The sequence below is a fragment of the Paenibacillus sp. FSL H8-0283 genome (genome assembly GCF_045040675.1).
GTDB lineage: Bacteria > Bacillota > Bacilli > Paenibacillales > Paenibacillaceae > Paenibacillus > Paenibacillus amylolyticus.
Genome location: NZ_CP150295.1, coordinates 5,275,860 through 5,299,936 on the forward strand (window position 1 = coordinate 5,275,860; position 24,077 = coordinate 5,299,936).

Annotated in this window: 18 protein-coding genes and 1 pseudogene; 6 read left to right on the plus strand and 13 right to left on the minus strand. The window is 45.0% G+C overall.

Annotated features, from left to right (window positions below):
• The first annotated feature begins 26 nt into the window (after nucleotides 1-26).
• From MHI52_RS23270 to MHI52_RS23280, 3 genes are all read left to right on the plus strand, one after another.
• On the plus strand, nucleotides 27-1,058 hold the full coding sequence (locus tag MHI52_RS23270; protein ID WP_101314486.1) for an ABC transporter substrate-binding protein: 1,032 nt from the start codon (nucleotides 27-29) through the stop codon (nucleotides 1,056-1,058).
• Between the two features lie 193 nt (nucleotides 1,059-1,251).
• Nucleotides 1,252-2,628, plus strand: coding sequence for an amidase (locus tag MHI52_RS23275; RefSeq protein ID WP_405157713.1), 1,377 nt, complete (start codon nucleotides 1,252-1,254; stop codon nucleotides 2,626-2,628).
• A 19-nt stretch (nucleotides 2,629-2,647) separates the two neighbouring features.
• A complete protein-coding gene (locus MHI52_RS23280) occupies nucleotides 2,648-3,034 on the plus strand; it encodes a Rid family hydrolase (protein WP_340984470.1) in 387 nt (128 codons plus the stop codon).
• 100 nt (nucleotides 3,035-3,134) lie between these two features.
• Here the strand turns inward: MHI52_RS23280 and MHI52_RS23285 are convergent, their stop codons facing one another.
• Nucleotides 3,135-5,192 carry a methyl-accepting chemotaxis protein gene (locus MHI52_RS23285; protein ID WP_340984469.1) on the minus strand — a complete coding sequence of 686 codons (2,058 nt, stop codon included), beginning with the start codon at nucleotides 5,190-5,192 and terminating at the stop codon, nucleotides 3,135-3,137.
• Between the two features lie 276 nt (nucleotides 5,193-5,468).
• Here MHI52_RS23285 and MHI52_RS23290 point away from each other — a divergent pair, with 276 nt between their 5' ends.
• The gene (locus tag MHI52_RS23290) at nucleotides 5,469-5,894 is read left to right on the plus strand and encodes a hypothetical protein (RefSeq protein WP_340934921.1); all 426 of its coding nucleotides are present in this window, start codon (nucleotides 5,469-5,471) and stop codon (nucleotides 5,892-5,894) included.
• A 154-nt stretch (nucleotides 5,895-6,048) separates the two neighbouring features.
• Here the strand turns inward: MHI52_RS23290 and MHI52_RS23295 are convergent, their stop codons facing one another.
• Nucleotides 6,049-7,212 (minus strand): iron-containing alcohol dehydrogenase, encoded by a 1,164-nt coding sequence (locus MHI52_RS23295; RefSeq protein ID WP_036674351.1) that lies wholly within the window; start codon nucleotides 7,210-7,212, stop codon nucleotides 6,049-6,051.
• A gap of 97 nt (nucleotides 7,213-7,309) precedes the next feature.
• Here MHI52_RS23295 and MHI52_RS23300 point away from each other — a divergent pair, with 97 nt between their 5' ends.
• The gene (locus MHI52_RS23300) at nucleotides 7,310-8,266 is read left to right on the plus strand and encodes a phosphotransferase family protein (RefSeq protein ID WP_405157714.1); all 957 of its coding nucleotides are present in this window, start codon (nucleotides 7,310-7,312) and stop codon (nucleotides 8,264-8,266) included.
• 177 nt (nucleotides 8,267-8,443) lie between these two features.
• Here MHI52_RS23300 and MHI52_RS23305 read toward each other — a convergent pair whose 3' ends face one another.
• From MHI52_RS23305 to MHI52_RS23320, 4 genes are all read right to left on the minus strand, one after another.
• Nucleotides 8,444-9,322 (minus strand): amidohydrolase family protein, encoded by an 879-nt coding sequence (locus MHI52_RS23305; RefSeq protein ID WP_405157715.1) that lies wholly within the window; start codon nucleotides 9,320-9,322, stop codon nucleotides 8,444-8,446.
• The gene (locus tag MHI52_RS23310; protein WP_405157716.1) at nucleotides 9,309-12,476 is read right to left on the minus strand and encodes a GNAT family N-acetyltransferase; all 3,168 of its coding nucleotides are present in this window, start codon (nucleotides 12,474-12,476) and stop codon (nucleotides 9,309-9,311) included. The genes MHI52_RS23305 and MHI52_RS23310 overlap by 14 nt, the downstream gene beginning before the upstream one ends.
• A 299-nt stretch (nucleotides 12,477-12,775) precedes the next feature.
• The gene (locus MHI52_RS23315) at nucleotides 12,776-13,111 is read right to left on the minus strand and encodes a type II toxin-antitoxin system PemK/MazF family toxin (protein WP_405157717.1); all 336 of its coding nucleotides are present in this window, start codon (nucleotides 13,109-13,111) and stop codon (nucleotides 12,776-12,778) included.
• Nucleotides 13,108-13,410: an AbrB/MazE/SpoVT family DNA-binding domain-containing protein gene (locus MHI52_RS23320; protein WP_091027929.1), complete on the minus strand. Its 303-nt coding sequence runs from the start codon at nucleotides 13,408-13,410 to the stop codon at nucleotides 13,108-13,110. The genes MHI52_RS23315 and MHI52_RS23320 overlap by 4 nt, the downstream gene beginning before the upstream one ends.
• Nucleotides 13,411-14,120: 710 nt before the next feature.
• On the opposite strand from MHI52_RS23320, the gene MHI52_RS23325 reads away from it, so the two are divergent.
• Nucleotides 14,121-14,726, plus strand: coding sequence for a DedA family protein (locus tag MHI52_RS23325; protein ID WP_405157718.1), 606 nt, complete (start codon nucleotides 14,121-14,123; stop codon nucleotides 14,724-14,726).
• Nucleotides 14,727-14,892: 166 nt separating this feature from the next.
• Here the strand turns inward: MHI52_RS23325 and MHI52_RS23330 are convergent, their stop codons facing one another.
• From MHI52_RS23330 to MHI52_RS23360, 7 genes and pseudogenes are all read right to left on the minus strand, one after another.
• The gene (locus tag MHI52_RS23330) at nucleotides 14,893-18,678 is read right to left on the minus strand and encodes a DUF4073 domain-containing protein (protein WP_405157719.1); all 3,786 of its coding nucleotides are present in this window, start codon (nucleotides 18,676-18,678) and stop codon (nucleotides 14,893-14,895) included.
• 327 nt (nucleotides 18,679-19,005) lie between these two features.
• A complete protein-coding gene (locus MHI52_RS23335) occupies nucleotides 19,006-20,205 on the minus strand; it encodes a sugar MFS transporter (RefSeq protein ID WP_100529263.1) in 1,200 nt (399 codons plus the stop codon).
• Between the two features lie 305 nt (nucleotides 20,206-20,510).
• Nucleotides 20,511-21,548 (minus strand): ROK family protein, encoded by a 1,038-nt coding sequence (locus MHI52_RS23340; RefSeq protein ID WP_405157720.1) that lies wholly within the window; start codon nucleotides 21,546-21,548, stop codon nucleotides 20,511-20,513.
• 199 nt (nucleotides 21,549-21,747) lie between these two features.
• On the minus strand, nucleotides 21,748-21,906 hold the full coding sequence (locus tag MHI52_RS23345; protein WP_405157721.1) for a hypothetical protein: 159 nt from the start codon (nucleotides 21,904-21,906) through the stop codon (nucleotides 21,748-21,750).
• Nucleotides 21,907-22,556: 650 nt separating this feature from the next.
• Nucleotides 22,557-23,066, minus strand: a complete 510-nt coding sequence (locus MHI52_RS23350) for a lipase family protein (protein ID WP_405159416.1) — start codon at nucleotides 23,064-23,066, stop codon at nucleotides 22,557-22,559.
• Between the two features lie 57 nt (nucleotides 23,067-23,123).
• Nucleotides 23,124-23,261: pseudogene (locus MHI52_RS23355) on the minus strand (RHS repeat-associated core domain-containing protein); the annotation flags it as partial.
• A 155-nt stretch (nucleotides 23,262-23,416) separates the two neighbouring features.
• Nucleotides 23,417-24,046 (minus strand): hypothetical protein, encoded by a 630-nt coding sequence (locus MHI52_RS23360; protein WP_405157722.1) that lies wholly within the window; start codon nucleotides 24,044-24,046, stop codon nucleotides 23,417-23,419.
• Between the last annotated feature and the right edge of the window lie 31 nt (nucleotides 24,047-24,077).

The window sequence follows — 24,077 nt, forward strand, 5'->3', positions numbered from 1 at the left end:
CAACGATTAAAGGGGACTGATGACTAATGCGTACATTCAAAAAGATAGCTTTTCTAACAGCGATGACGGTTATTTTGACTACACTGCTCAGTGCATGCGGAAGCAATTCCACAACACCCGCGAGTGGTGCAGGTGCATCTAATAGCGGGGGGCAAGCAAATACGCAGGTAGACAAAATTATGGTGTCCGAAGTTTATCACAACCTGCTCTACCTTCCCTTGTATGTAGCGAACAACCAAGGTTTTCTAAAGGAGAATCGTATTGAGCTATCTTCCATCCGTGCTGCCGGAAGTGGTCCAACGGCATTGTCTTCGGTGATCTCAGGCGAGTCTGCGTTCTCCTTCCACGGTCCTGAACATGTCGCATTTGCTAATGCAAAGGGCGGAGATGCTCGCTCACTGGTCCTTCTATCGGGCAGCGCTCCAGTATGGGCAGTTGCGCGAGAAGGAGTAACCGTGAACTCGACAGCGGATTTCAAAGGTAAAACCATCGTGGTGGGTTTGGCACCTACAAGTTCGAACAGCTTACTGCGGAAGCTGTTCGCTGACAATAACATCGATATCGACAAGGATGTGACGATCACCGAGGTTCAGAATGGCTCCGAGCTTGGTGCTGTATTAGCTGGCAAAGCCGATATTGCTATCGTTTACGAACCTCAGCTGGATCAAGGCATTGCAGAAGGACTGCATATTGTCCATGATTTCACAAAGGATTACCCTGACTTTGCCTTTGCAACGATGAATACAACCGCAAGTTTCATTGAAAAGAATCCTGATCTCACCCAGCGCTTTGTCACCTCTATTGAACAAGCCCTGGACTACATTCAATCGAATCCTGAAGGCGCAAAAGCAGTTGCCGTGAAGGAATTCCCGAATTTGGACAAAAACGTCGTGGAGCAAGCGGTACAACGCATGATCGACAGCAAGGTATATCCTGCGGAAGGACTCATCAATGAATCAGCATTCGAGACCGCAATCGATATGCAACGCTTCATCGGCAATCTGAAGGAAGACCTCGCTTACGAGGAGATTATCGATTCAAGCTTCACCACCAAATAGAGAGAGAAAGGGTGATTACTCTGAACCAGGATGACTATCTCACACACCGCCGTACAGAAAGCGCCAAATATGCGGACGGAGTTATTACAAGCGAAGAGCTTGCCCTATTTACAACAGACTTGGAGCTGATTCGAAACTTCAAGTTGCCAGAAGAAGTAGGGCCCAATCCCCCGCATAGGAGCGTGCCTCTGCGATGATTACGAAACCACTTAACGAGCTGACGATTGCTGAAGCCGCAACACTGATTAAAAATAAGTTGATATCGCCTGTCGAGCTTACAAAATCCTATTTGAATCGCATTGAGAAAGTAGAGCCTGCTGTGCAAGCCTTCGTTACAGTCACCGCCGAACAGGCTTTGCAGGCCGCAAGAGAGTCTGAACAAAAACTGATGAATGGCGAATATCTCGGTCCTCTGCATGGTATTCCCTATGGAGCCAAAGACATTATCCATACCGCTGGCATACGCACCTCGGCTGGATCAAGTACCTTTCCAGACTTCGTATCTGGAACGAATGCAACTGTAATTAATAAGTTGCAAGCTGCAGGTGCTATCCTGCTCGGCAAGACAACAACGACGGAATACGCCTTTCAGGGAGGAGAACCGCCAACCCGCAACCCATGGAATTTAGAACATACCCCAGGCGGTTCCAGCTCCGGCTCTGCCGCTGCAGTAGCGGCTGGCATGGCTTCCTTCACACTCGGAACACAGACCTTTGGCTCTCTGCTTAGACCCGCAGCTTACAACGGATTAACCTGTATGAAACCCACTTACGGCAGGGTTAGCCGTAATGGTGTCATCACAGCCAGTTGGAGCCTGGATCATATTGGCGCCTTCACTCGATCGGCACAAGATAACGCAATCGTTCTGGAAGCAATGGCCGGGCAAGATGAGCTTGACCCCTTCACGCTCCCTCATGGCAAGCCAGATTTAACAAATGCTCTTGAGCATCCTATTTCAGAAATGATGGTCGGGCTACCGAGCAGCTTCTTCCAAACCGATGAACCGGCGATCTTGTTAGCGGTAGAGTCGGCCATCGCTGTGCTTGAGAAGCTGGGCATGCAATGGAAGAAAGTTGACCTGCCTTCTTATATGGAAGAGACCATGGCTGCTCATCGTACGGTTATGCGGGCAGAAGCTGCCGCCTTCCATCAGGAACGCTTCGCGGAAGCCTCTGATCGTTACGGCCACACGATGCGGGAGCAGCTTGAACTCGGTTACCAGACGAGTGCCGTTGATTATTTGCAGGCACAACGCATCCGAACGATATTCCGGAGCGAGATGATGATGCTTTTCGATGAAGTGGATGTGTTATTGACTCCATCAACACCCTATGTGGCCCCACATGGCTATAAGACGGGGAGCCCGATTTTTAACGGACCGTTTACTAATACAGGACTACCGTCCATCACCGTACCCATCGGGTTTGATACCACCTCAGGGAAGCCATTGCCTATCGGCATGCAACTTGCCGGTCCACTCATGAGAGAAGACCGCTTGTTGTCCATTGCTCATCATTATCAGCAGGCTACGAACTGGCATCAGTTAACACCAATCATACACACTCATTAGGAAAGGAATGACAGCTACGATGTCTACCATCATACATGCAAGTGCAGCACCCAAGTTCCCGCTTCCTTTCTCCCATGCTGTCCGCGCAGGAGATTTCCTCTACGTCGCAGGTCAGGTAGGCGTTGATCCACAGACGCTTGAGCCTATCGGCGGCATTAAGGAGCAGACTGAGCAGTGCATTCGTAATATTGAGGTGATCCTGCAAGAAGCCGGACTTACACTTGATCATATTGTGAAGGTAACCACTCATCTGGCCAGAGTCGAGGATCAGCCCGAATACAACGAAGTGTATGCGCAGATGATTAAACAGCCCTATCCCGCCCGTATTACCGTATTCAGCGGGTTAGGCCCTTATTTAATTGAAATGGAAGTGCTGGCGTATGCGCCTTCCATTCGAGGAGAGTAACACATCACCAAAGAGCACCTGTAGCCATAGATGGGTACAGGTGCTCTTTTTGTTCTAGAAACCCGGTTTTCTTTTGAAAAACGGGTTTCTTTTCGTATTCCTATTTTGTTTTAAAGCGAGATGCTTCTTCGGCCAGTTGTTTGGTCAGTCCATCGATTCTCTGCACCATATCTGTCAAATGTTCCGTCATGCCGGACTGTTCCTGCATTGTTGCTGTGACTTCCTCAACAGAAGCCGACACCTCTTCACCCGAAGCGGACAAGTTCTGTGCAGCTCCAATGACGTCATCCTTATCACGTTCAATGGATTCGATCTCCGTGGCAATAGCCTGAACCTGGCTCATCATCTCATTCATATTCTCGGTGACAAAATTGAATGTCTCCTTGGTCTGGCTAACACTGCTCTTATGCTGTTCCGCAATCGCTTCAATAGCCTGAACACTTCGGTTATTCTGCTCCACGTGATCAATGGTCTGCATCACAATTCGGTTGATATCCTCCGATTGAGCTGTCGTCTGCTCTGCCAGCTTGCGAATCTCAGAAGCAACGACTGCGAAGCCACGTCCCTGATCACCAGCTCTCGCCGCCTCGATCGAAGCATTCAACGCAAGTAATTTCGTCTGATTTGCGATTTCGGCAATCGTACCTGTAATCTGGTGAATGCCCGAGGAGCTTTCGGCGAGTTGCACTGTAATTTTGGAGATGTTGCCAACTTCAATCTCGTTCTGGCCGTTCACCGCAATGAGTGCATCAATAACTTCATGATTATTTTTGAATGCATCCGTAATTTCATCTGCCTTGAACTTCACTGCCTGCGACATTCCATTCACATTGGCAATCTTGTTACCAACATTCATGAATTTGTCCACAATGGCTTCCGTATCGTTCGCCTGGGACTCCATCGCTCGTGAAATCTCAAATGCTGTTGTCGTTGTTTCGGCAATCGTGGTCGAAGTTTGCTGAGTGGACTGTTCCAGCTCGGATGTACTTGTTTTCAGGATGCCGATGGAATGGTTCATGCTGGAGATCAGCTGTTTATTGCCTGCTGCCATGGTATTGAAGCTGTCCACCAATTGTTTGAATTCTCCGCTATATTTACCTTGAGCCTGCACCGTCAGATCGCCGTCAGCAAGCTGTCTGAACAACACAGTTAGTCTGGTAATTGGTCTGGTTACCAGCAAAGAGATCAGAATACCCGCTACGACGGAAACCGCAATAGCACTAAACAGAACAATATACATCTGTTTTGCCATCGCACGCAAAGGTTTCTGCACATCACTCAGTTTATCTTCAACAACGACGGTCCAGTCTGATCTTGGTATTTTGGAGTAATACGCCACTTTCTCATCTGTGCTAATATCCCCTTGCTGTAGTTCAGCGCCAGGAGCCAGATCTATCAATGATTGGTATTCGCCGGACTCCATCTTCTGGCCTGCCAACTTCTCATCCGCTGAATCGTAGATAACCGTACCTACACGGTCCAGAATGATCACTTTTCCCTCATCATTTATATTGATATTTTGTAGCTGATTAACGAAGAACGAGGTGGATGCCGCTGATACGAGCACTCCCTGTACTTCTTGACTCTCATTGTAGATTGGCATGGCAAAAGCCGTACCTAGTTGTCCTGAGGACTTGGCTACAATCCCTTCACTAATCACGTTTTTACCCTGAATTGCTTCTTGGAAATATGCCCGATCTCCGCGTTCTGCCTTGATAACTGCCGGATCATTCGCTGCAATAATAATGCCATTTCGATCCAACAAAATCAGACTGTTGTTACCTTCCATACCTGCCAGACTGTCCGCGAGAATACCACTTGCCTTATCCAGCAGTTCATTGTTTTCCGAGAAAAAATTCTCCCCTTCCTGTCCATCCGTATTCCGAATCTCCAGCAGATCCTGGAAGGTCCGATGTGTTGTGATCAGAAAGGTGGATTGTTCTTCCAAACTTAGTGAAGCATACAGACCTGCCCCCACCCGGTCCGAGGTTGCTTTAATCTCATCTTTGCTTTTGTCGAGTGTGATGACAGCCGCTACAGTGTAGGATACTACTGCAGTTACCGCCAGTACGATACACACCAGCAGACTGATCATAAGTGGCAGTTTGACTCTGAACGACATGTTGCGCATGCGTTCTCTTGCCTTGCTAAATACCATGATTACATTCACCATCCATTTTCATTTTCATCATTATGAAGTCCAAATTCTATGTATCTACTTTATATCGGTCGATATCAAATAATCTGTAAGCTGTTTCGCCAGTTATACTAGGTCAAAGGCCACTGCAAACGATTGGAAAATGAAGACTTTGGGTTAATACAAAATATGACATCAACATCGTATAATATATGAAATACATATCGTGCAGGAAGAGGGACAACGCATTGAATCCAAAAATGCCTACTTTATTAAATGTCGAATAGGAGAAGTGATATGGCAAAAACAGCATTACCTACGCTATTAAATGTCGTGCGCATTTTATTGAGTGTAAAACTGATCTACGTGATTGTGTCCTTTATCGTGTTCCTCATTGACTTCAACCAGAACATGGAGGCCTATCTGGGTTTCTTACGCAAAGGAGATGATCTGGCTTACGCCTCTGGCGTAATCTTAGCCAGAATGTTGTTTATCATCGGTCCCAGCCTGCTTGCTGTTATATTCATCACCAAAAGAAAGTTCAAGCTCACCGTGACGTTTCTGAGTCTGGCGCTATTCGTTGCCATTCCGAATGAGAGTAACCTCTTCACCCTGATTCATCTCTTCGCCCTGCTCATCGTGCTCTTGCATCGTCCAAGCAAGATGTATCTGAAACGAAAGGATACTCCTGTCAATGAAGCCGTAGTTGAACCGAAGAATTAATTCGAAAAGGAGATCACATGATATTGAAGTCCAGATACACGGTGGAGCGCATAAGATATGATGTCATAATAAAAAAACAAGGACGTTCCTATGTATTACAGGAAGGTCCTTGTTTAATGTGACTCATTATACAAAGTGATTGTGAGATTTACAATTACAGTGCAGCTTGATAAATTTGTACTACATCTTCACGCTGCAAGTTTTTGAAGAATCCGAACGGACCAAATCGCATCGCTTTATCAGCCATTACATCAATCTGACTGTCGTCGATGTCATAGTCCGCCAGACGGCTAGGGGCACCAATCGAAGTCCAGAATGTACGCAGCGCTTCAATGCCTTCTTCAGCAACTTGTTTGTCCGACTTTCCAGTAGGATTAATATCAAATACATTAATGGCCATACGTTTGAATCGATCTACATCCACATCCAGATTATGCTTCATCCAGTGTGGGAAGAGGATTGCAAGACCTCCCCCATGAGGAATGTCATACACAGCCGATACGGCATGTTCTATATTGTGAGAAGCCCAATCTCCGGCAAGACCCATATTCAGGACATCGTTAAGCGCCATTGTTCCACAGTAGAGAATGGTTTCGCGCAGTTCATAGTTTTCCGGATCTTTGATCAGGCGAGGGGCTGTATCGATGACGGTACGAAGAATCGTCTCACAGAATCCAAGCTGAACTGGTGTATTCGTATCCAGATGGAAATAATGTTCAAACACATGAGACATCATGTCCACCATGCCGTATACAGTCTGATCCAGTGGTACGGTGTATGTGTACTCCGGATCAAGAATGGAGAACGCCGGGAAAGAATACTCGCTGAACCATGCCCATTTTTCCTGCGTGTCCTGATTGGTTATTACTGAACCGTTGTTCATCTCGGAGCCTGTCGCTGCCATCGTTAGAATTGTCCCCAGTGGAAGGCCGCCTTCTGGGGTTGCTTCGCGCACAACAACATCCCACATGTCTCCATCGTATTTGGCTCCTACTGCGATGGCTTTCCCGCAGTCAAGCACACTGCCGCCGCCAACCGCAAGAACCAGATCAATGTTATGTGTTCTGCATAGTTCTACACCCTTATGAACCGTAGACAGACGAGGGTTCGGTTCCACACCAGCCAGTTCCGTAACCTCTGCTCCGATCTCATTCAACTGGCTGATTACCTGATCGTACAGCCCGCTACGTTTGATGCTTCCACCACCATATACAAGCAAAATACGTTTTCCGTATTTTGGAACTTCGGTTTGTAGTGCTTGAAGTTGCCCTTTGCCAAAAATCAGCCGGGTCGGATTATAAAACTGAAAAGATCTCATAACGTATGTTCCTCCAAAGAAATCTGAAATTTTGTGCATCCACCATTATAGTTCTCTTTATTCGTAAAAACAAATACAGGCAAGAAGGAGACAACAGATGAGTATGGAGTCTGTCAAATTACAACAATTAATAAAACAAACCATTAATCAATATGTATCCTCGGATATTCACATTCTAAGTATCAAAAGTAACCCAATCGGTGCCGGATCTCAAGCCGTTGAATTGCTTCGACATCATATTGAATTCCTTATAAATGGTGTGAAAAGGGATATTTCTTTCGTAACAAAGAAGGCCACATTCATTGAACGCTCCGCCTTGTCCAGATTATTTTTACAGGGAGCCAATGTACCCTATAGTCTATCAAATGAACCTCATACACAAGATCGCAGTCTGATCTGCATTCAGGATGTGGACTACCAAACCAATTATAGTCATCTGGATATAGACCTGCTTCAGAATAAAGAATTACAAGCACTGGCCTACATACATGGAACGAATATGGGGTCGAAAAAAGAACTGCCATGGATACCTATTGTGGATCGATCTCATATCATCGAAATGATGGAAAGACGCTGGAGACCGTTGTGGAACACCGCCATAGAACGTCCATCATTCATTGAGGAATTCGGATCACCGCTCATTTCGGAAATTGAAGCTGTAGCAGATCATATTGTAGATGATCTTGAAATTCTCATCGAAGATGAGCACACACATACGATGATTCATAATGATCTGAATCCTGGCAATGTATTGGTACACAACAATGAGGATGTTTATTTTATCGATTGGGAGGAAGCAAGGTATGGCTCCCTGTTCTTTGATATCCCTCTGCGCTGTACACATTTGAAACAAGTTGATATCTATCGGGAGTCCCTAAGTTCTCACGGATACGATATTTCACAACATCAATTCGAGAAGTACTTCTCTCTGGCATCCCGATATCTCGGCATCCGTTATATGAGTTGGAACCTTGGGGTTTGGGAACAATACCCACATGCAGAAAACGACTTAAAAAGGTATATAAAAATGGTGACTCAACCTTTGTTCTCCTAATCCCTCATCAGATTAGACGTACGATGAATGCCTTGTTCTCCTGGACAAAAAAGCTCCTGCCAGCAAAGTGGCAGGAGCTTACGTGACAGGGATTAAGCATGAACATCACATGATTCATGCTTTCATGACAGGCATGCTATACGTCCCCTCAGATATTAATAATTCGGTACTTAGGTTCTACCCCAGATCGACAATCCGCTGTCCAATACGCGGAAACAGCCCGAAGGCATTCTCATAGAAGACTTTATCATGATGCTGTTCCGGTACAAGTCGGCGGACAAATTCGGCATACAGATCGATTGGTGCAAGCGGCCAGTCGGTGCCAAACAGCATTTTCTCGTAATGATCCGAATATACCAAGGCGCGGCGGAAATGATCCATGAATAAAGGCTCGTTCATGAACCGTTCAAAATGGGGCCGATCCCCCACCACAAGACCAGACAAATCAGCGTACACGTTAGGATTCTTCGCCACCACTTCAGCTGCATCCATCACCCAGGGATCACCCAAATGACAGATCATGAAGTTCACACCACGTTGCTGCAAGGCTAATTCATCCACCGTCAACGGATGAGAATATTTGAGCAATCCATTCATGGAGTACGTGTCACCCGTATGAATCACGACAGGTAGGTTGTACTTGGCTGCGAGTTCATAGACCGGGGTATAGATTTTGTCATACACATAGTGATGATAGTATCCCGCATAGAGTTTGATTCCGGCTACTTCAGGGGATTGCAGTCTTGCTTCAATCCGATCAAGCTCGTCCTGAGCGTTTTTACCATCTAGCGCATTGGGATTGATCCCCACACATTCCATGAGGAATGACGGAACCTTCTCTTCCAGATCAAGTCCCATCGGGTTAGGGGAACTGGAATCCGGGAACGCTCCCTTCGTCTGCTCCGTAACCCCCATTCCGATACCCATAATGACGTCGTTTTTATCAAACTCCGCTTTAAGACCTGCGGCAGAGTAATCCACTTTCGACAGATCGATTGCTGTTCGGTGAAAGCTGTCGATGTCCGACAGGTGAATATGAATATCAATGATCGGCATGTGAAGCCTCCTTTTCATCGGTAGAAGTTACAAAATTCAGTTTGAGAAGGTCACGCACATCCGCTGAACTCAGCGGGATCTGTCCCAGAACCAGATATGTCGGCTCCGTCCAGACCGTCTCCCCCTGCTGGAGTGTCAGATGATGATGAACGTTTAGACCCGTCACCTGATTATTGGCAAACCCCCATGCACTCTGATTCGGATAACGATGTACCGCATGCAGCATGTTTTCACGCGAAACCGATCCTACTCGCAAAAGGTCTTCAAGTGGAAGGCCCAAATCCACCTTGCCTAGCGGGAATCGATCTTTACCCGGTTGTTCTATCCAACCTTCCGCAAAGACAGATGAAGGCTGGAGGAAACGTTCCTCCGCAAGCGAGTAATCCGTCAGCGTCAGGCCGCTTTCGTTGGTCACGGCAAGTAGCGTGCAGAGTACAGGGACACCCGGCAGCATCAGATAATGCTGGTGGATCGTGATTCCACGATTCGCTTCATGCTTTTCAATCCGGGTGGTCAGCTTTATACCCTTCCAGACGTTGCCGTATTGATCCTTCTGCTCTGTCCAGGAAGCGGCTCTCTGTTCCAACTGGCGGCTGAAACCATTCATGCCTGGAACCCCGACACCCAGTCCGCCATACCACGGATTCCACCACGAGCGTGGAGCCGGTTCAGGGTATGAGCTATCCAGCCATTCTTCTCCTGCATATTTCAGAGAGTGTACTACACTCCCGAATTCAGGAGCAACGGCGATCGACAACACTCCATTGTCTACGGTGTACAAAGGGCCAGATGAACCTTCTTCAACCTTCTGCTTCACCTCTGTTCCGCTCTGTGGGAACCAAAGGGCAGTTCGTTCCTGAATCCGATCTTCGCCCCGGTATAGCCCACGAACTTTCCAACCACTCACGTGCTGGTCTCGGTCCGCTTCGTCTGGTGAGAATGTCAGCTTGGCTGAGTTTAGATTCTGCTCCGGATTGAATTCCTTCGCATTGGCCATAACCTCCGGTTTGCCACCCTGCTGCACATACAGCTCCAGCTTGCCCGCAAGCGGAACCAGTTTGTGTTCAGTCAACGTTGCTTGCAGCACGTCCGGGGCAAATGGATTTCCCTCACTCAGTGTCAGATCCAGATGACTGGCCAGCAACGGAATGACCGGGTTCCGCTGCTTCCGTGCAAACGCACGGAAATCCGACCATTTGGCAAACGTGTTCAAAGCATATACAGTTGCTTTTGTCCGCACAACAGCTCCTGCGGGAATACGGCCAAGCTCATGCTGAAACCCCAGCGTGTATTCCGGGCGAAGCAACTTCAGAGAAGGGTCCCAATAGATACCGCTGGCACCATACTCCTCCTTACAGAACAGCCAGTTTTCCGTGATTTGGGCGCTATCCCAATGGCTCGGATCGCCAGCGTAAGAATCCCCCATATCCACAAAACGATCTTGGTACGGGAGAATTAACCTGCTACCATAGAACCCAAAGTTATTCATTAGATACAGGTCCTCTTCCCAGGCGGTGTCTCGTGTATTCTCAACCTCGTGGTGGAATTCGGCGACTCCATTCGCAGACAGCTTGACCACCGACTTGATCTGCAAGCCAGGGAAATCCTCCGAGTCATACAGTGCTTCAAGAACCTGACGTTCCCCTTCGGGATAAATATTCACTTCTTTTGCTTGTTTTTTGGATAACTCTTCGGCAAACGGCTTACCCAGCTTCGGATAAGTCCACCAGAATGAATGACGGGAACCCGGATATTCAATCCACATGACATTATCATGCTTGTTCATATGGAGCGAGAATGCGCCGTTAACAGCCACCCATTGATCCTCAATCTGCCCGCCATATTTCCCTTCGATTCCCTTCATCAGTACAGAAATTTTGCTTGTAAAAGAGATCGCATGGTTCCCCACTGGGACAGCCGTCACTTCTACTTCTTGGGAATAGAGACCATACGAACGCAAGGTGAAAGGCACTGGCACAGACATTTTACCTTTGGCAGGCACCGTAAAGCGCACCGAACGCTGCGCCCATTCAAGGAATTCATCCTCTGGTAAGTCCAAGCTGAACTCCGTTTCGGCATCCACATTATTTTCCACGTTCAGAACCAACTCAGCCGGAATACCTGTATAGAGCTCCTTCACAGGCAAGATAGTCTTGATCTTGGCCGGGAATTTCGGGGCAATACCTAACCTGAACTCCGCTTTCTTACCGCCGATCAACCAAGTGCTGGCAACCACGGGATGGGTCTTATTGTTATTCTGTTCCTCTGTAATTGGATCAAGGTGAAACTCACCTTCCACGATGATGGTTTCTCCCGGAGCGACTGCTCGTGCAACGTCCAGCGCAAATCGAATGTTTTTGTTATCCTCACCCTTGATCTCAACTGCCAATTCAGACGCAGAAGTATTCTTAATGCGATAGCGAACCTTATAGCTGGAACCGAATACCAGATCATGATCGTCGACCTCTGTTGAGATTTCGTAATCTGGTGTTTCGAGGGCAGTCAGCCCGCGACCCGACTTTTCAAATGCAGCCCGCAGGGAGATATCTCCCTTTTTCCACGTGTAGTCAAAGAAATCAAAACCACGCTCCCGTCGGCCATCCGGCTCGACCACGAGTTCACGCGTGCTGTCTGCATACCAATCCAACTCCTCAAAATAAGGAGCGAGTGCTTCGGTCTGCAAAATGGTAGGGATGAAATTCATCAGATGCACATTATCATCTTTTTTCTCCCAGAAGAATCCACATTTCTTGTACATCGGTACAGCCTTCGTGTTGCCTGCCCATGTGAACAGATCCAGGCGGGGCCATCCGGCCTCCACGGTCTTGCGAACAGCATTCAGGATCAGATTACGTCCGACCTTATACCCGTGATAGTCGGGGCGTACGTTAAGCAGCGGTACATATAGCGCTCTCTCGTCATAGCGGTAATGAGCAAAACTGCAGAAGCCAACAACCTCTTTCTCATGAACGGCTAGAAACACATAAAGATTGGACGAACTCTCCATCTCCCGGCGAACGGTTTCCTCTGTTCTAAGGTTGGTGCCACCTCCCCAGCTTTCATTACTACGGTTCCACATATCCGCGAGTGCGGCAGCGTAAGAGGGGTCGTATTCAATAATATGGATTTGATCAATAATCGAAGTTACGGTCATGTTCTGATCTCCTTCTCTTTATGTACAGGATGGTCTTTGTGAACTTTCAATATGGCCTTTGCCCGATAGCCGCAGAGATAATACAGGCCATGTTTGAAGAAGCTAGCGATAGTCTTATCATACTATAAATGGAAGCATTTTCAGAGAATTAAAAATCTTTCTTTCCAACTTATATGTGCCTTTCGGAAGCTCTTGTTAGAAGCGTCAAGGATGGACGAATCTATTTAGGCATGAAAGAAAAAATCCACGTCTTTTAGTTAGACGTGGATTTAGGAATATGATCAGCTACTAATTTTCAATTATGCCAATATAGAACGGACATTGCGTAGAACTGATTTCATAAATTCAGAGGTTGGTTCGGCATGCCCCGCAATTTGGATACGTCGTTGCCGCACATCAAGACTCTTCAACTGATCCGTCAAAACAACACCTGAAAATGGCAACTCTTCTGGTAGTGTAACTTCAAAAGGATAATCCTTGGCTTGACTCGTTATGGGACATACAACGGCAAAACCCGTTATTTCATTGAATTCAAGTTCTGATAGAACAATAGTCGGTCGTCTCCCGGCTTGCTCGTGACCCGCTTGAGGATCAAAGTCAAGCCATATCAGATCGCCTCGTTTGGGAATAATCAAAGTAACTCTTTCCCTTCAGTACCAAAGTCTATTTCTTCATGTCTTGTATCCTGTTTCACTTTAGAGAGCAAAGTCTTTAGATGGTTACGTAGTTCCTCATTGGACTCTACAGGCTTGGTTTTTGGACGCAACAACAATTCATTATCTTCTGTCACCAAAATCTCGATTTCCGAGCCTTCTTCCAGATTAAGACGCTTAAGCAATTGGTTAGGAATGCGAATTGCACTGCTATTTCCCCATTTGCTAAGTGTGGCTGTAGTCATGGCAATCCCACGCCTTTCGTTTGATTGATGCTCCAATTATACCTCACCTCCCTACAGTTGTATATCTATATGATATACATGAAACAATAAAAGGATACATTGGAGCTATAGTCCCTCGGTAGCTTACCCTTGTATAATGTGCCTTGATCTCGACTGCCAGTTCGGACGCAGAAGTGTTCTTAATGCGATAGTGAACCTTATAGCTGGAACCGAAAACCAGATCATGACCATCGACCTCTGTAGAGATTTCGTAATCCGGTGTTTCGAGGGCAGTCAGCCCGCGACCCGACTTTTCAAGTGCAGCCCGCAGGGAGACATCTCCCTTTTTCCACGTATAGTCAAAGAAATCAAAACCACACTCCCGTCGGCCATCCGGCCTCTACGGTCTTGCGCACAGTAGCGTAAGAGGGGGCATATTCAATAATATGGATCTGGTCGATAATCGAAGTTACGGTCATGTTCTGATCTCCTTCTCTTTATGTACAGGATGGTGAAGAAGCTAGTGATAATCTTATCATACTATAATTGGAAGCATTTTCAGAGGATTATATCATTGCTTCGGTATCCACTTCCGTATGAAGTGTCAATGAATCCATTCAACCCTTATGTATAGGTAAACATATTGCCGCAGTGTGCCCTGAAATGGACATACATGTGAACTTTGACAAGCTCTATTCGCTATTGTTACTCTTTGTACAGGAGTGTTTCTTTTATATATAAAAAAGATAGATTCATGGAGGGAAAGCATGACAGAATGGATCACGCAATTTATACTCTTTTTTAAAGATTTGTCATACGCAGGTCTGGTTATTGCCTTGTCGTTTGAATTCGTACCTGCTGAACTCGTACTGCCCATGGCAGGATATTGGGTGTATCTTGGGGATATGAAGCTTTGGCTGGCTATACTCGCTGGTACCGTAGGTGGTACGTTTGGACCTCTGACGTTGTATGCCCTGGGACGATACGGCGGCAGACCGATGGTCGAAAAATTCGGCAAATATTTCTTGATTCGCCCCCACCATCTGGACGCTTCCGATAAGTTCTTCGAGAAATATGGCAGCGGGGTAGCATTCTATGGACGTTTTGTACCCGGCATTCGGACCGTGATCTCCATCCCATGTGGAATGGCGAAAATGAATGTGTTTAAGTTCAGTATCTTTACCTTCTTGGCCATGCTTCCGATCACCTCATTGTATATCTACCTAGGCTTCAAACTAGGCTCTCAATGGGAGCATGTGGATGAGATTGTTAAACCTTATATCGTTCCGGCAGCGGTGATTTTCTTAGGTGCTTTTGGATTTTACGTGCTTTTGAAACGTTGGAAAAGAAGATCGGCTTTGAACAAGTCATAGGTTTGTTGAAGTAAGGGGATAAGATAAGCCAGTCGAGGTCAGGTAAGTTCGTACTTATTGACTTGTAAGAATAGGTGTAAAGCCCCGCTGATCTTGAGATCAGCGGGGCTTTACGGGTTGCTGGGCATTGAATCGTAGAGATTCTCCCTTGAATATTTTTTACTTTTTAGAAATTAAATGTCGTTGTTTCTCCAGCTGGAAAAGGATTACGTGCCGCTTCACGAACTTGAACGGAATCTCCCGTTTCGAAATGAACAGTTTGTTCGCTGATTAATGGAATCCATTCTCCATTATTCTTGGAGTATTCAAGTATCGATGAAGAAGCCATAATTGAATTATTTGACTCCCAAACCTGAACTTTCGATGTAAATGTGAAGCTTTTAGCTGGTGCAGCCTCCAAGTATTGACCGCCTCTCTCGCGAACGAGAACAGTTAGATCCCCAGGAAATTGTTGTGGATTTTCTTCGTTGTACGTTGTCCACGTTTCCCCGTCATTCACAGAATACTCCATTGCTGAGGTCATGTGGTCTGTATAGAACGTATTACTGGCATCATTATGACCAACATACATTTTTACATTATCTACAAAACTAACTGTTAACCAGTTCCCTGCTGGAACTTGATTCGCTGAATCAGCTTTAACACGCACTCTCACAAATACATCACCAGGGAAAATCGGCGGATCTACATCATTATATGAAATCCAAGATTGAGCTTCGTCCACCGAAAACTCCATGCTTGAATTCGCATCAATCAGTATATTTCTTTCATCATTGATTTTAATTGCTGGTTCCTCAGGAGCCGAAGGCAATGTATCTTTGATCGCAATGGATATTGGAGCTGTTTGAGATCCATCTTGAAGCACGGCTCGTACAAGTAGTTGAGTCGATCCGTAAGGAATAGCCGTTCCTTGTGGTAAGGTATAACTATTCTCTTCATCCTTGTCGATTGTTGCAATGCTCGAAAGACTTAGCCCAGCATCTCCCCAGAGTACCTCATAAGAAATGACTGAATTATCATCTGTACCTGTAGTCCATCTAATATCTCCCCCAACAAAGCCTGCAGCCGTATCGGTATCCACAAAAGAAATGCTCATCGGTATAGAAGCAGCCTTGACGTATGCAAGTTCATAAGTAGTACGAATTTCTTCAAGGCTCGTGAATTTGTTATCAGGCAGAAGTCTTCGATTATTAATAATTGTTTGGGCAACTTCTGCTCGAGCAGCCTGATTCATATTGCTGTATGCCGTTGCATCAATATTTAATGTGGATGCATATCTCTTCAGGTAAGATTCCATAATAGAAACGGTTGCTGCACTATTGATATTACGGATCACACTGGCTTCAGTGCTGGATGGAGCAGGATATTGCTGGTTTGTAGCATGAATAATCTGTTTGACATCACTGAATGTCGTATATTGGCCTGCTTTTTCTGCCAGTGCTTTCTGATAATGTTGTCCATTGAACTCAACCAACCCCAATTCCTGTTTCAACGGAGAAGGATACACGCCAAGAATGTGCATGACTGCTTCTCCCTTTAACGGATCGATCGTGTTACCAGCTTCTATGGATAATTGCTTGGTGATCAATGAGACAACTTCCGGACCTGAGTAACTTCCATGTCCGCCGAACGAACGGGAACCATTTCCATCTGTATTTTTAATCGTTAAAGCATTTTTTACATAGGTCCAATCCAACCTATAGGATGTCCCGTCTCCCAATGTTACAGGGTCAAAATTTAGATTCATAATAGGCATTTCGGGAATGGTTAGATCCCATTCTATTGAATTAATCTCAATAAATCCGTAGCCATAGTTTCGCAGATGACCATCCTTAATGATGGCAGACGGATTGGTTGTACTTGTGGCCGGAGGAGTGAGTACACCAGTGAACTGAATTCTAATCTGACTTAAGTTTGAATTCTCATAAGGAAGTACACTAATGTCGTTCGCAATATAATTCATAACGGAATGGATAAACATTGGCTGCGTTTCCTGACCCGTTTCTTCATTTTTGAAAATGGCATACATGCTGTATGCTTTCGTCGGTTCCAAGCCTTCTATTTTATAGGTTACAGGTTGGTTAGCTGTTATAGAAAACATACCATGTGTTGAAGGGAGGTTATTAGGAAGTATTCCACTCTTCACTTGTTCGGTTGTAGGACGTACATTATCACCTGAACGAACAGCCATGTAATAGACCGTACCCGTTTTGTTCGTGGTCATCAAACCATCAGCCGAAGTTTCTGTGCGGTTTTGATAACTCTTGTAAGTGTACGGATACCATGCTATTGGGTTCGGATTCGTTGGTGTTGGTGTTGTACCCGGATTAGAGGGCGTTCCTCCTCCGGAGTTCCCCGCATTACCTCCGCTATTGGAAGAATTACCGCCTCCCGAACTTGGGAGTACGTAAGCTGGATTCGATGCTCCGTTAATCGTAGCGATCTGTGTTTTTACTTTATCGTAGTTTGCAATCACTCTCTCTGGTGCTATTCCGTCTGGAAGCACTAGACGTTGAATGGAACCGTTAGCTGGGAGTGACACTTGGCTGGCACTATCTGTAATCGTTACGGACCCTATTACGCCGGTACCTTGTAGCGCAATTGTGCCAGAACCTTTAATGGTCACCGATTCGATATGACCTGTTCCAGAAATTGTTGTTTCTTTATTACCTGTATTGATCTCCAAGTTCTGGATGTGGGCATACAAAGAAGCATTTTGAACACCTTCTCCTACAGTTACACTCTCATATGTAATGGATTCATCCCCCCACAATCCGGAGAGCTTCGACTCAATATGGACTTCTTTAACGACCGTTTTGTTTACTGCTTCTACCCGAACATCTTCCTTGGTAATATTCATTCCTTGGAGTGACGAATGGTCGAATACGACCGTATTATCGTCTCCGCCCTTAACGTATGTTGTACCTTTTACCGTAATCTTCTCTGCGTAAAAGTCATTTTCGAGTTCCTTCGTAATTTCCAAATCGCCGCTAATGTTGATATTCTTAATCGTTATGTAGTCAGCTGCAACTTTTACATTGCCTTCAATGACTGCTTGTCCGCCATCTAGTATGGTATTACCTGAGAACTCTTTTTTACCCGATTCTGCTCCCTGACCTGGCGTAAGGAGTTTTAGTTCAAATACCTTGGTGATACGATCATCTACGGTTTCAACACGAACTTCCGCGTTAGCAAGTGCAGCTACATTATTTTCCGAGAAAAGTGGTTTTAATGCTTCCGTCACACTATAGTTGGTATTTCCAATCGTCACCATTCCATTTTCTATTTTCTTGATAGTTTGAAGTTTATTGCTTGTAGTCTTAGAATCCATTCTTACTAAAATAGCTGCCAATTCCTGCCGAAGTACTGGTTTCTGTGGATGAAAGCTTCCATTACTTCCTGTCATCAAACCTGATGAAACAACGGATGAAACTGAGTTTTTAGCCCAAGCGGATATTTTCTGATTATCCTTAATAGCTGGAAGCTCATCTTCTTGAACTGCCACTGCATCTACTTGTGTAGCTCTGGCCAGAATGGAAGCTAATTCTTCTCTTGTAATTACTGCTTTAGGACGAAATGTTCCATTACGATCTCCATTCATCCATCCTGCTTTTTGTACCGCATTAATCGCACTTTCACTCCATGAACCAGGAGCAACATCTGTAAATGAAGAAACCACATTGTTACTTAATTGAAGGCCCATTAATTTAACAAGCGCGACTGCCGCTTCTTGACGAGTTACCTCTTGTAAGGGATGGAAATAACCCTCACGATCTCCATTCATGAACATCTTCTCTTGAGCTTCTTGAATAAGTCCCTTTGCCCAAGGCGATGCCTGTGCAACATCTTTGAACGGATCGGATGCTGCCGACACGTTGGAGTGAATTGCCGTGCTTAGCGTAAGAGCTATCGTTGCCATAGCTGCTACACCCAGTTTTTTCGAAATATCCATATTGCCTCCTAATGATTAAGTCTTTTCTCCTGATTTTTGTATAATATTGAATCAAAAGACCTATACATCATAATATGTAATTTAGCTTATAACAATATTAATTTCCAAAATGTTCAGCTTGTTAAAGTAAACTAGTAACTGTTCCGTAACTTTTGCTCAGATTATCCGATCGAAGGTGTATATCGTACCATTTGCTAATTTGATACCCGTTCATATGCAAAATAAAAACTGAAAAAAAGCTCCTTCTCACTCCATAGTTCAGGTGAGAAAGAGCTATTAAAGAGTTCTATTAAAGAGTTCTTAATGAAGCTTGGTGCTACGTATCATCTATATCAGTTCCTGTCGTCTTTTCAAATACACATACAACACTACTCCCGATGCCGCACAGATCACAGCACATAAACCAATGAACCCATACCCCGCCTGAAGTCCGCGCAGCAGTCCCAACTGAGTCGTTGAACCGTACAAATTCTTCACACCTTCAATCACCCAGCCAATCACATAGTTACCAATGACACTACCAACCCCCATCAGAGTAACTGTGAACGTAATCGCGGTGTCACTGCCGTTCGGATATCTTCGTGCGATAAACGCCATAACTGTTGGATAGATCATCGCTATGCCCGCGCCAGATATCGCAAAGAAAATCGCAAGACGCTCTCCCCCTGCAAGCGCCACGAACGTACATACTCCCGAGAAAGCTGAGAACATAATCAGTGACAATACAAATCCGATCCGGTCCGTCAATGGTCCAAGCAGCAGTCGTCCCAGCGAGAACGTGAGGAAGAACGCAGATAATAACCCGGAGGCTTTGACCGTGTCCCACGTGTAGGCTTTTTCCAGGAAATTAACCAACCAACCCCCAACCGCCAGCTCCGATACCACGCCAAAAGAAAGAATGAGCACCATCAGCCAAAGGGCAGGATCACGTGTTAACGTCTTCAGTGAAGTCCGATCTTCATGTGGAAGATCATCCCCCGGAAATTTGCTGCGCAACGCCGCAATGATCGGCAGCAGACAGAGTGACAACATCACCAGATACATACCGCGCCAGTCCAGTTCGTGTCCAAACACGCTCAACGACATGACACCCGTCGCCAGCAAAGGTGCTACCGTTGAACTCAGTCCATAGAAGAAATGGGACAGGTTCATCATCGTACCTGTGTTTTTCACAAAGATCCGCGCACCCAGAATCGCCAAAGCAATCTCCAGCATGCCGTTACCGATGTACATGAAGAAGTATGATGAAGCAAAGAGTGGATAGGTATGAGACACATAAATGAACACACCCGATAGGATCATCGATGCAAATGATATGATGCTAACCGCCTTGATGCCCCATTTGCGAACCAGAATAGCTGTGAAGGAGCAGGCGATCAGGTAACCCAGTGCGTTCAGGGATAATAACGTCCCGAGTTGTTTCTCATCCAGATTAAAATCGAATTGAATGCGCGGAATGGCCGGCCCCTTAATATTTTCCGATATACCAAATACTATAAATCCCAGAAAGATTGTTGCCAGTTGCATGGCGTACAGCTTGTTGAACTTTCGTTTGTTGCCTTGCGTGCCTGCTTGCTGATTCAAAATAAGTTCCTCCAGTGTGTTCAGGAAAATAATTGCACGTTATAACTACGATTGCAGTACCATCTTCCGACCGCTGTTATCCCTGTATTTTTTGAATCGTTCCAAAAGGTGAAAATACAGTGATAAAGGCGTTCTTCAGATTGGTTCTGCCCTCTACGTTATCGTTTCAATGATTTGTACATTTGAAATAGGAAACATAGTTAAGCTTTATTCCTAAAAATAGAATACTCGTAAAAGCTCCTTTTTCTTTACCACTGCTTCTCAATAACCTGAATGCGGTAGGTCAGGCTCTCCAGTGTAACAGCGACTAGACCAGTCACATATTCGCGCCGAGTGTCTCTTTGGATGATCAACTCCGGCATATGCTCCAGTGGAATCATTCGATCCAGACAACCTTGCATCAGGTCATCCCTCATAGCAGGGTCCGTCGTATCCCCTGTGACTACAATCGTAGCGGGGTTAATGATCGCGATGATGGATACAAGCGTCTGTACGATGAGCTCCTGCAAACCCTCTGTCGTTTTCAACATGCGCAGTTGCTCTTCTCGTGACACGCCAAAAGGTAAAAAGGACACCTCGCCCCCAAATTGCGTATTCCCGGTCAGCGGACGACCATCAATGATAAAACCTGCACCCGGAAAATGGTTCTCCGGAAAAGTCACCACCGCAAAGTTCTTCTCTTCCTCAAATTGCTGCTGGTTATACAGTCCATAGACCGTAAGGTTCATGTCGTTGCCAATGACCACTTCCACGTCTTCATACTGTTCTTTTAGCCTTGGTCCGAGTGGCTGATACATCAGCTCCGGTACATCACAGATCCCAATAACGCCGTTGTGTGCCACCCCAGGTATGCCGATCCCAATCGCCTGCACATTGTGGTGTTGTTCAATCAGGTTCGCAATTAGATCCTCTACCACCGGGACATTAATCTCATCCAAAAATAGTGTCTGTTCGTCCGCCATCTCTCCATTCAGATTGGCATATGTATGTGTGATCGAGTGAACGCCGCCCTCAGTTCGAATAATCAGACAGAGCACACTCGCGTAGTCCGCATTGAATTGATACCGACTCGCAGGTCTCCCCCCACTTGATTCATCTGGACCCAGATCAATAATCTCACCTGTCTGAAGCAACTCATTCAGGATCGTGCCGCATGTCGCCACGCTGAGTTTGGTCAGGTTAGCAATGGAAGCCTTCGTGCCTACGCCCATTGATCGGAGCGTATTCTTCACCAATTCAACGTTGATCCGCTTCACCTGTTGGGTGTTGTGTGATGTAGGTAACATGGTTAGTTGTATGCCTCCTTTCGTTCATTTCGAACCATTCAATGAATGTTTTTAAAAGTATTTTAATAATTGAAGTGTAGGGGGATTTTGGAGGAAAGTCAATGCTTAATTGGAAGCGGAATTCGTTTGGATGGAAAGGAAAAAAAACAGTGCAAGATCATCTTATATGATCCTGCGCTGTCCTTTTGTTAAGGTGGTTTTATGTAGACTGACTCATTTGATTTGCCAAGATACTCTTCTCCAGTCGGACTTCAAATAACTTTCGATTCAGATCCTGTTCCATGGCATGAAGGTGATATGCTGCTTGTTTCACGGTATCCATCTCTAGCACACCTGCCTGCTTTGCGATAATGTCCATGGCGTCCAGGATGAGTTTGTTGCATGTTACTAGCTAATCGATATAATCGTCTATGTTTCGTTAATCAAAAAAGACATTCTTCTTAATGTGAAATTATTTCCCATTACAAGACTCTTTCGGAGGAAGAAGGGATGTCACGAGTCCTACAATCTTACGAGTCTGAATCCCAGTCGATATATATATTTCCTCCCCCGAATGGACATCTTTAAGATAAAGTCTAGCATGACTGTTTTTTTGAAATAAGTTGATTAAGTTTACTCGATATTCATACTTTCCGTCCGACGTAATCTTCAATGAGTCACTACTGATCTTTTCGTTTGCCCAACCGTGAGTACTCACACTTTGAATCAATACGAAAGAGAGTAAAATGGATAATACCATCCACACACAAATTCCAATATAATCTCCCCTGCTCGTTGGAATCTATCCTTTAAAAAGAAATATAGTAAATACAATCGTAATTAATAGTACAGGAATACCAGCTCCCCATAAATAGGTTGTTCCCATAATATCCATTCCTCTTTGGAAATACGCTGTAGAACCGAGGAGAAACCATACGAATGATGACAGATTAAAAATCATTAGTAATATCAATAGAAATTTTAACCAGATCGCCAAAATAACCCTCCTCTCTCATGTAAACATCTTTTTCATTTTAATTTTAATATTGGCTCGATGTACTTCTTCCATATGTCTACATTACTATGCATCGTAGAATGTGCTTCAATTTTCGAGCCAGTCTCTCCGTCTTTCGCACGCACATTATCTGCACCCTTAAACTTCCTCGTAGATGTAGAACCAAACCCTAATCGCCACCATTTTCCTCCCATATCCATTTGGACGGAATCTCTGTTGTTATACATTTGAATGTGTTGCCCAACCTTTGTATCAAGCTTATATTCCCTAACTGGATTCGCTACAGTTATTAATATCTCGACCTTCTTTCCCTTTTTCTCAAGAAGATTAGCTAACAAGATAGCTACATTCCCCCCGTGACTATGCCCTACCAATCTAATAGGTTCGTCAGGATTTTTACTGTGCCATTCATACACTTTATTTATGGATTCTTCCGCCGCATTTGAACGAGCACCAGTACTGTTCTTTCCTGTCCAATTTAACTTTTCACTTGATTCATTAAATAGACCTTCCACATATTTCACAAAATCCGGAGTCCATGTATCCCCGGTTGAGAAAGTACCGTGAATCAGCCAAACTTTATGCCCACTAGGGTCTACATAAATCAGCGGATTATTATGCACATACGTATCCAAATTCAAACTCAACGGATTCGTAATCTTCCCTTCATACGTATCCTCGTTAATGAACCGCCCTACGGCCGTTTTGTACCAGCGCGTACAACAAATTGAAGCATCGGTGGCACTGGTATTCTAAGGTTATAGGTTATTAAGATTGCCACCTAACTCATTCGGCACTAGGTGGGAAATACATGCCCCCCCCGATGAAAGAAAAACCACAACACGAAATCTATTCGCATTGTGGTTGATGAAATTTATTTAACTCCACTTGATGTTCCTGCTAAAATGTCTATTTTGAATTTTTCTTCGGGCAAGCGACCAAGGTCTTTTGTCGTGTACAGAATATATTGAGAGTCAATGTCCGTTGGTTCAAGTAATACCCAATGGTTAACCTTACCAACCGCAAGAGTTTTAATTTTGCGTGTCTGGATATTAATAGGGATAAACTTTTCCTCTCCGGTGCTTACATTCCTTAGATAAAGACGCGCTTTACTGTTCCTTTGAAACAAATTAATTAAGTCAATGTGATATTCATACTTACCATCAGCCGTAATCTTTGGTGAATCGCTTTCTAACTTCTCTTTTGCCCACCCACTGGAGTTAACACCATGAATCAGGATGGCAGAGAGTATTAATGACAGTATCAGCCCCAGACAAATTCCAATGTAGTGTACTCCACTTGTTGGAACAGTTCCTTTAATCAGAAATACAGTAAATAATATAGCCAACAAAAGAACGGGAATACCAACGATTAATAAATAAAATGTACCAACAATATCCATTTCTCGTTGAAAATAGGCTGTTGAACCAAGTAGTAACCATACAAATGATGAAATATTAAATATTATTATTACTATGATTAAAAGCCTTAACCATGTTGCCATACACGCCCTCCTCTTTGATTATTGACAGCTC

What these genes read in the sequence shown, in the direction of transcription:
- MHI52_RS23270 (WP_101314486.1), top strand. Translation starts at nt 27, where the DNA reads ATGCGTACATTCAAAAAGATAGCTTTTCTAACAGCGATGACGGTTATT.
- MHI52_RS23275 (WP_405157713.1), top strand. Translation starts at nt 1,252, where the DNA reads ATGATTACGAAACCACTTAACGAGCTGACGATTGCTGAAGCCGCAACA.
- MHI52_RS23280 (WP_340984470.1), top strand. Translation starts at nt 2,648, where the DNA reads ATGTCTACCATCATACATGCAAGTGCAGCACCCAAGTTCCCGCTTCCT.
- MHI52_RS23285 (WP_340984469.1), bottom strand. Translation starts at nt 5,192, where the DNA reads ATGGTATTTAGCAAGGCAAGAGAACGCATGCGCAACATGTCGTTCAGA.
- MHI52_RS23290 (WP_340934921.1), top strand. Translation starts at nt 5,469, where the DNA reads ATGGCAAAAACAGCATTACCTACGCTATTAAATGTCGTGCGCATTTTA.
- MHI52_RS23295 (WP_036674351.1), bottom strand. Translation starts at nt 7,212, where the DNA reads ATGAGATCTTTTCAGTTTTATAATCCGACCCGGCTGATTTTTGGCAAA.
- MHI52_RS23300 (WP_405157714.1), top strand. Translation starts at nt 7,310, where the DNA reads ATGAGTATGGAGTCTGTCAAATTACAACAATTAATAAAACAAACCATT.
- MHI52_RS23305 (WP_405157715.1), bottom strand. Translation starts at nt 9,322, where the DNA reads ATGCCGATCATTGATATTCATATTCACCTGTCGGACATCGACAGCTTT.
- MHI52_RS23310 (WP_405157716.1), bottom strand. Translation starts at nt 12,476, where the DNA reads ATGACCGTAACTTCGATTATTGATCAAATCCATATTATTGAATACGAC.
- MHI52_RS23325 (WP_405157718.1), top strand. Translation starts at nt 14,121, where the DNA reads ATGACAGAATGGATCACGCAATTTATACTCTTTTTTAAAGATTTGTCA.
- MHI52_RS23330 (WP_405157719.1), bottom strand. Translation starts at nt 18,678, where the DNA reads ATGGATATTTCGAAAAAACTGGGTGTAGCAGCTATGGCAACGATAGCT.
- MHI52_RS23335 (WP_100529263.1), bottom strand. Translation starts at nt 20,205, where the DNA reads ATGCAACTGGCAACAATCTTTCTGGGATTTATAGTATTTGGTATATCG.
- MHI52_RS23340 (WP_405157720.1), bottom strand. Translation starts at nt 21,548, where the DNA reads ATGTTACCTACATCACACAACACCCAACAGGTGAAGCGGATCAACGTT.
- MHI52_RS23345 (WP_405157721.1), bottom strand. Translation starts at nt 21,906, where the DNA reads ATGGACATTATCGCAAAGCAGGCAGGTGTGCTAGAGATGGATACCGTG.
- MHI52_RS23360 (WP_405157722.1), bottom strand. Translation starts at nt 24,046, where the DNA reads ATGGCAACATGGTTAAGGCTTTTAATCATAGTAATAATAATATTTAAT.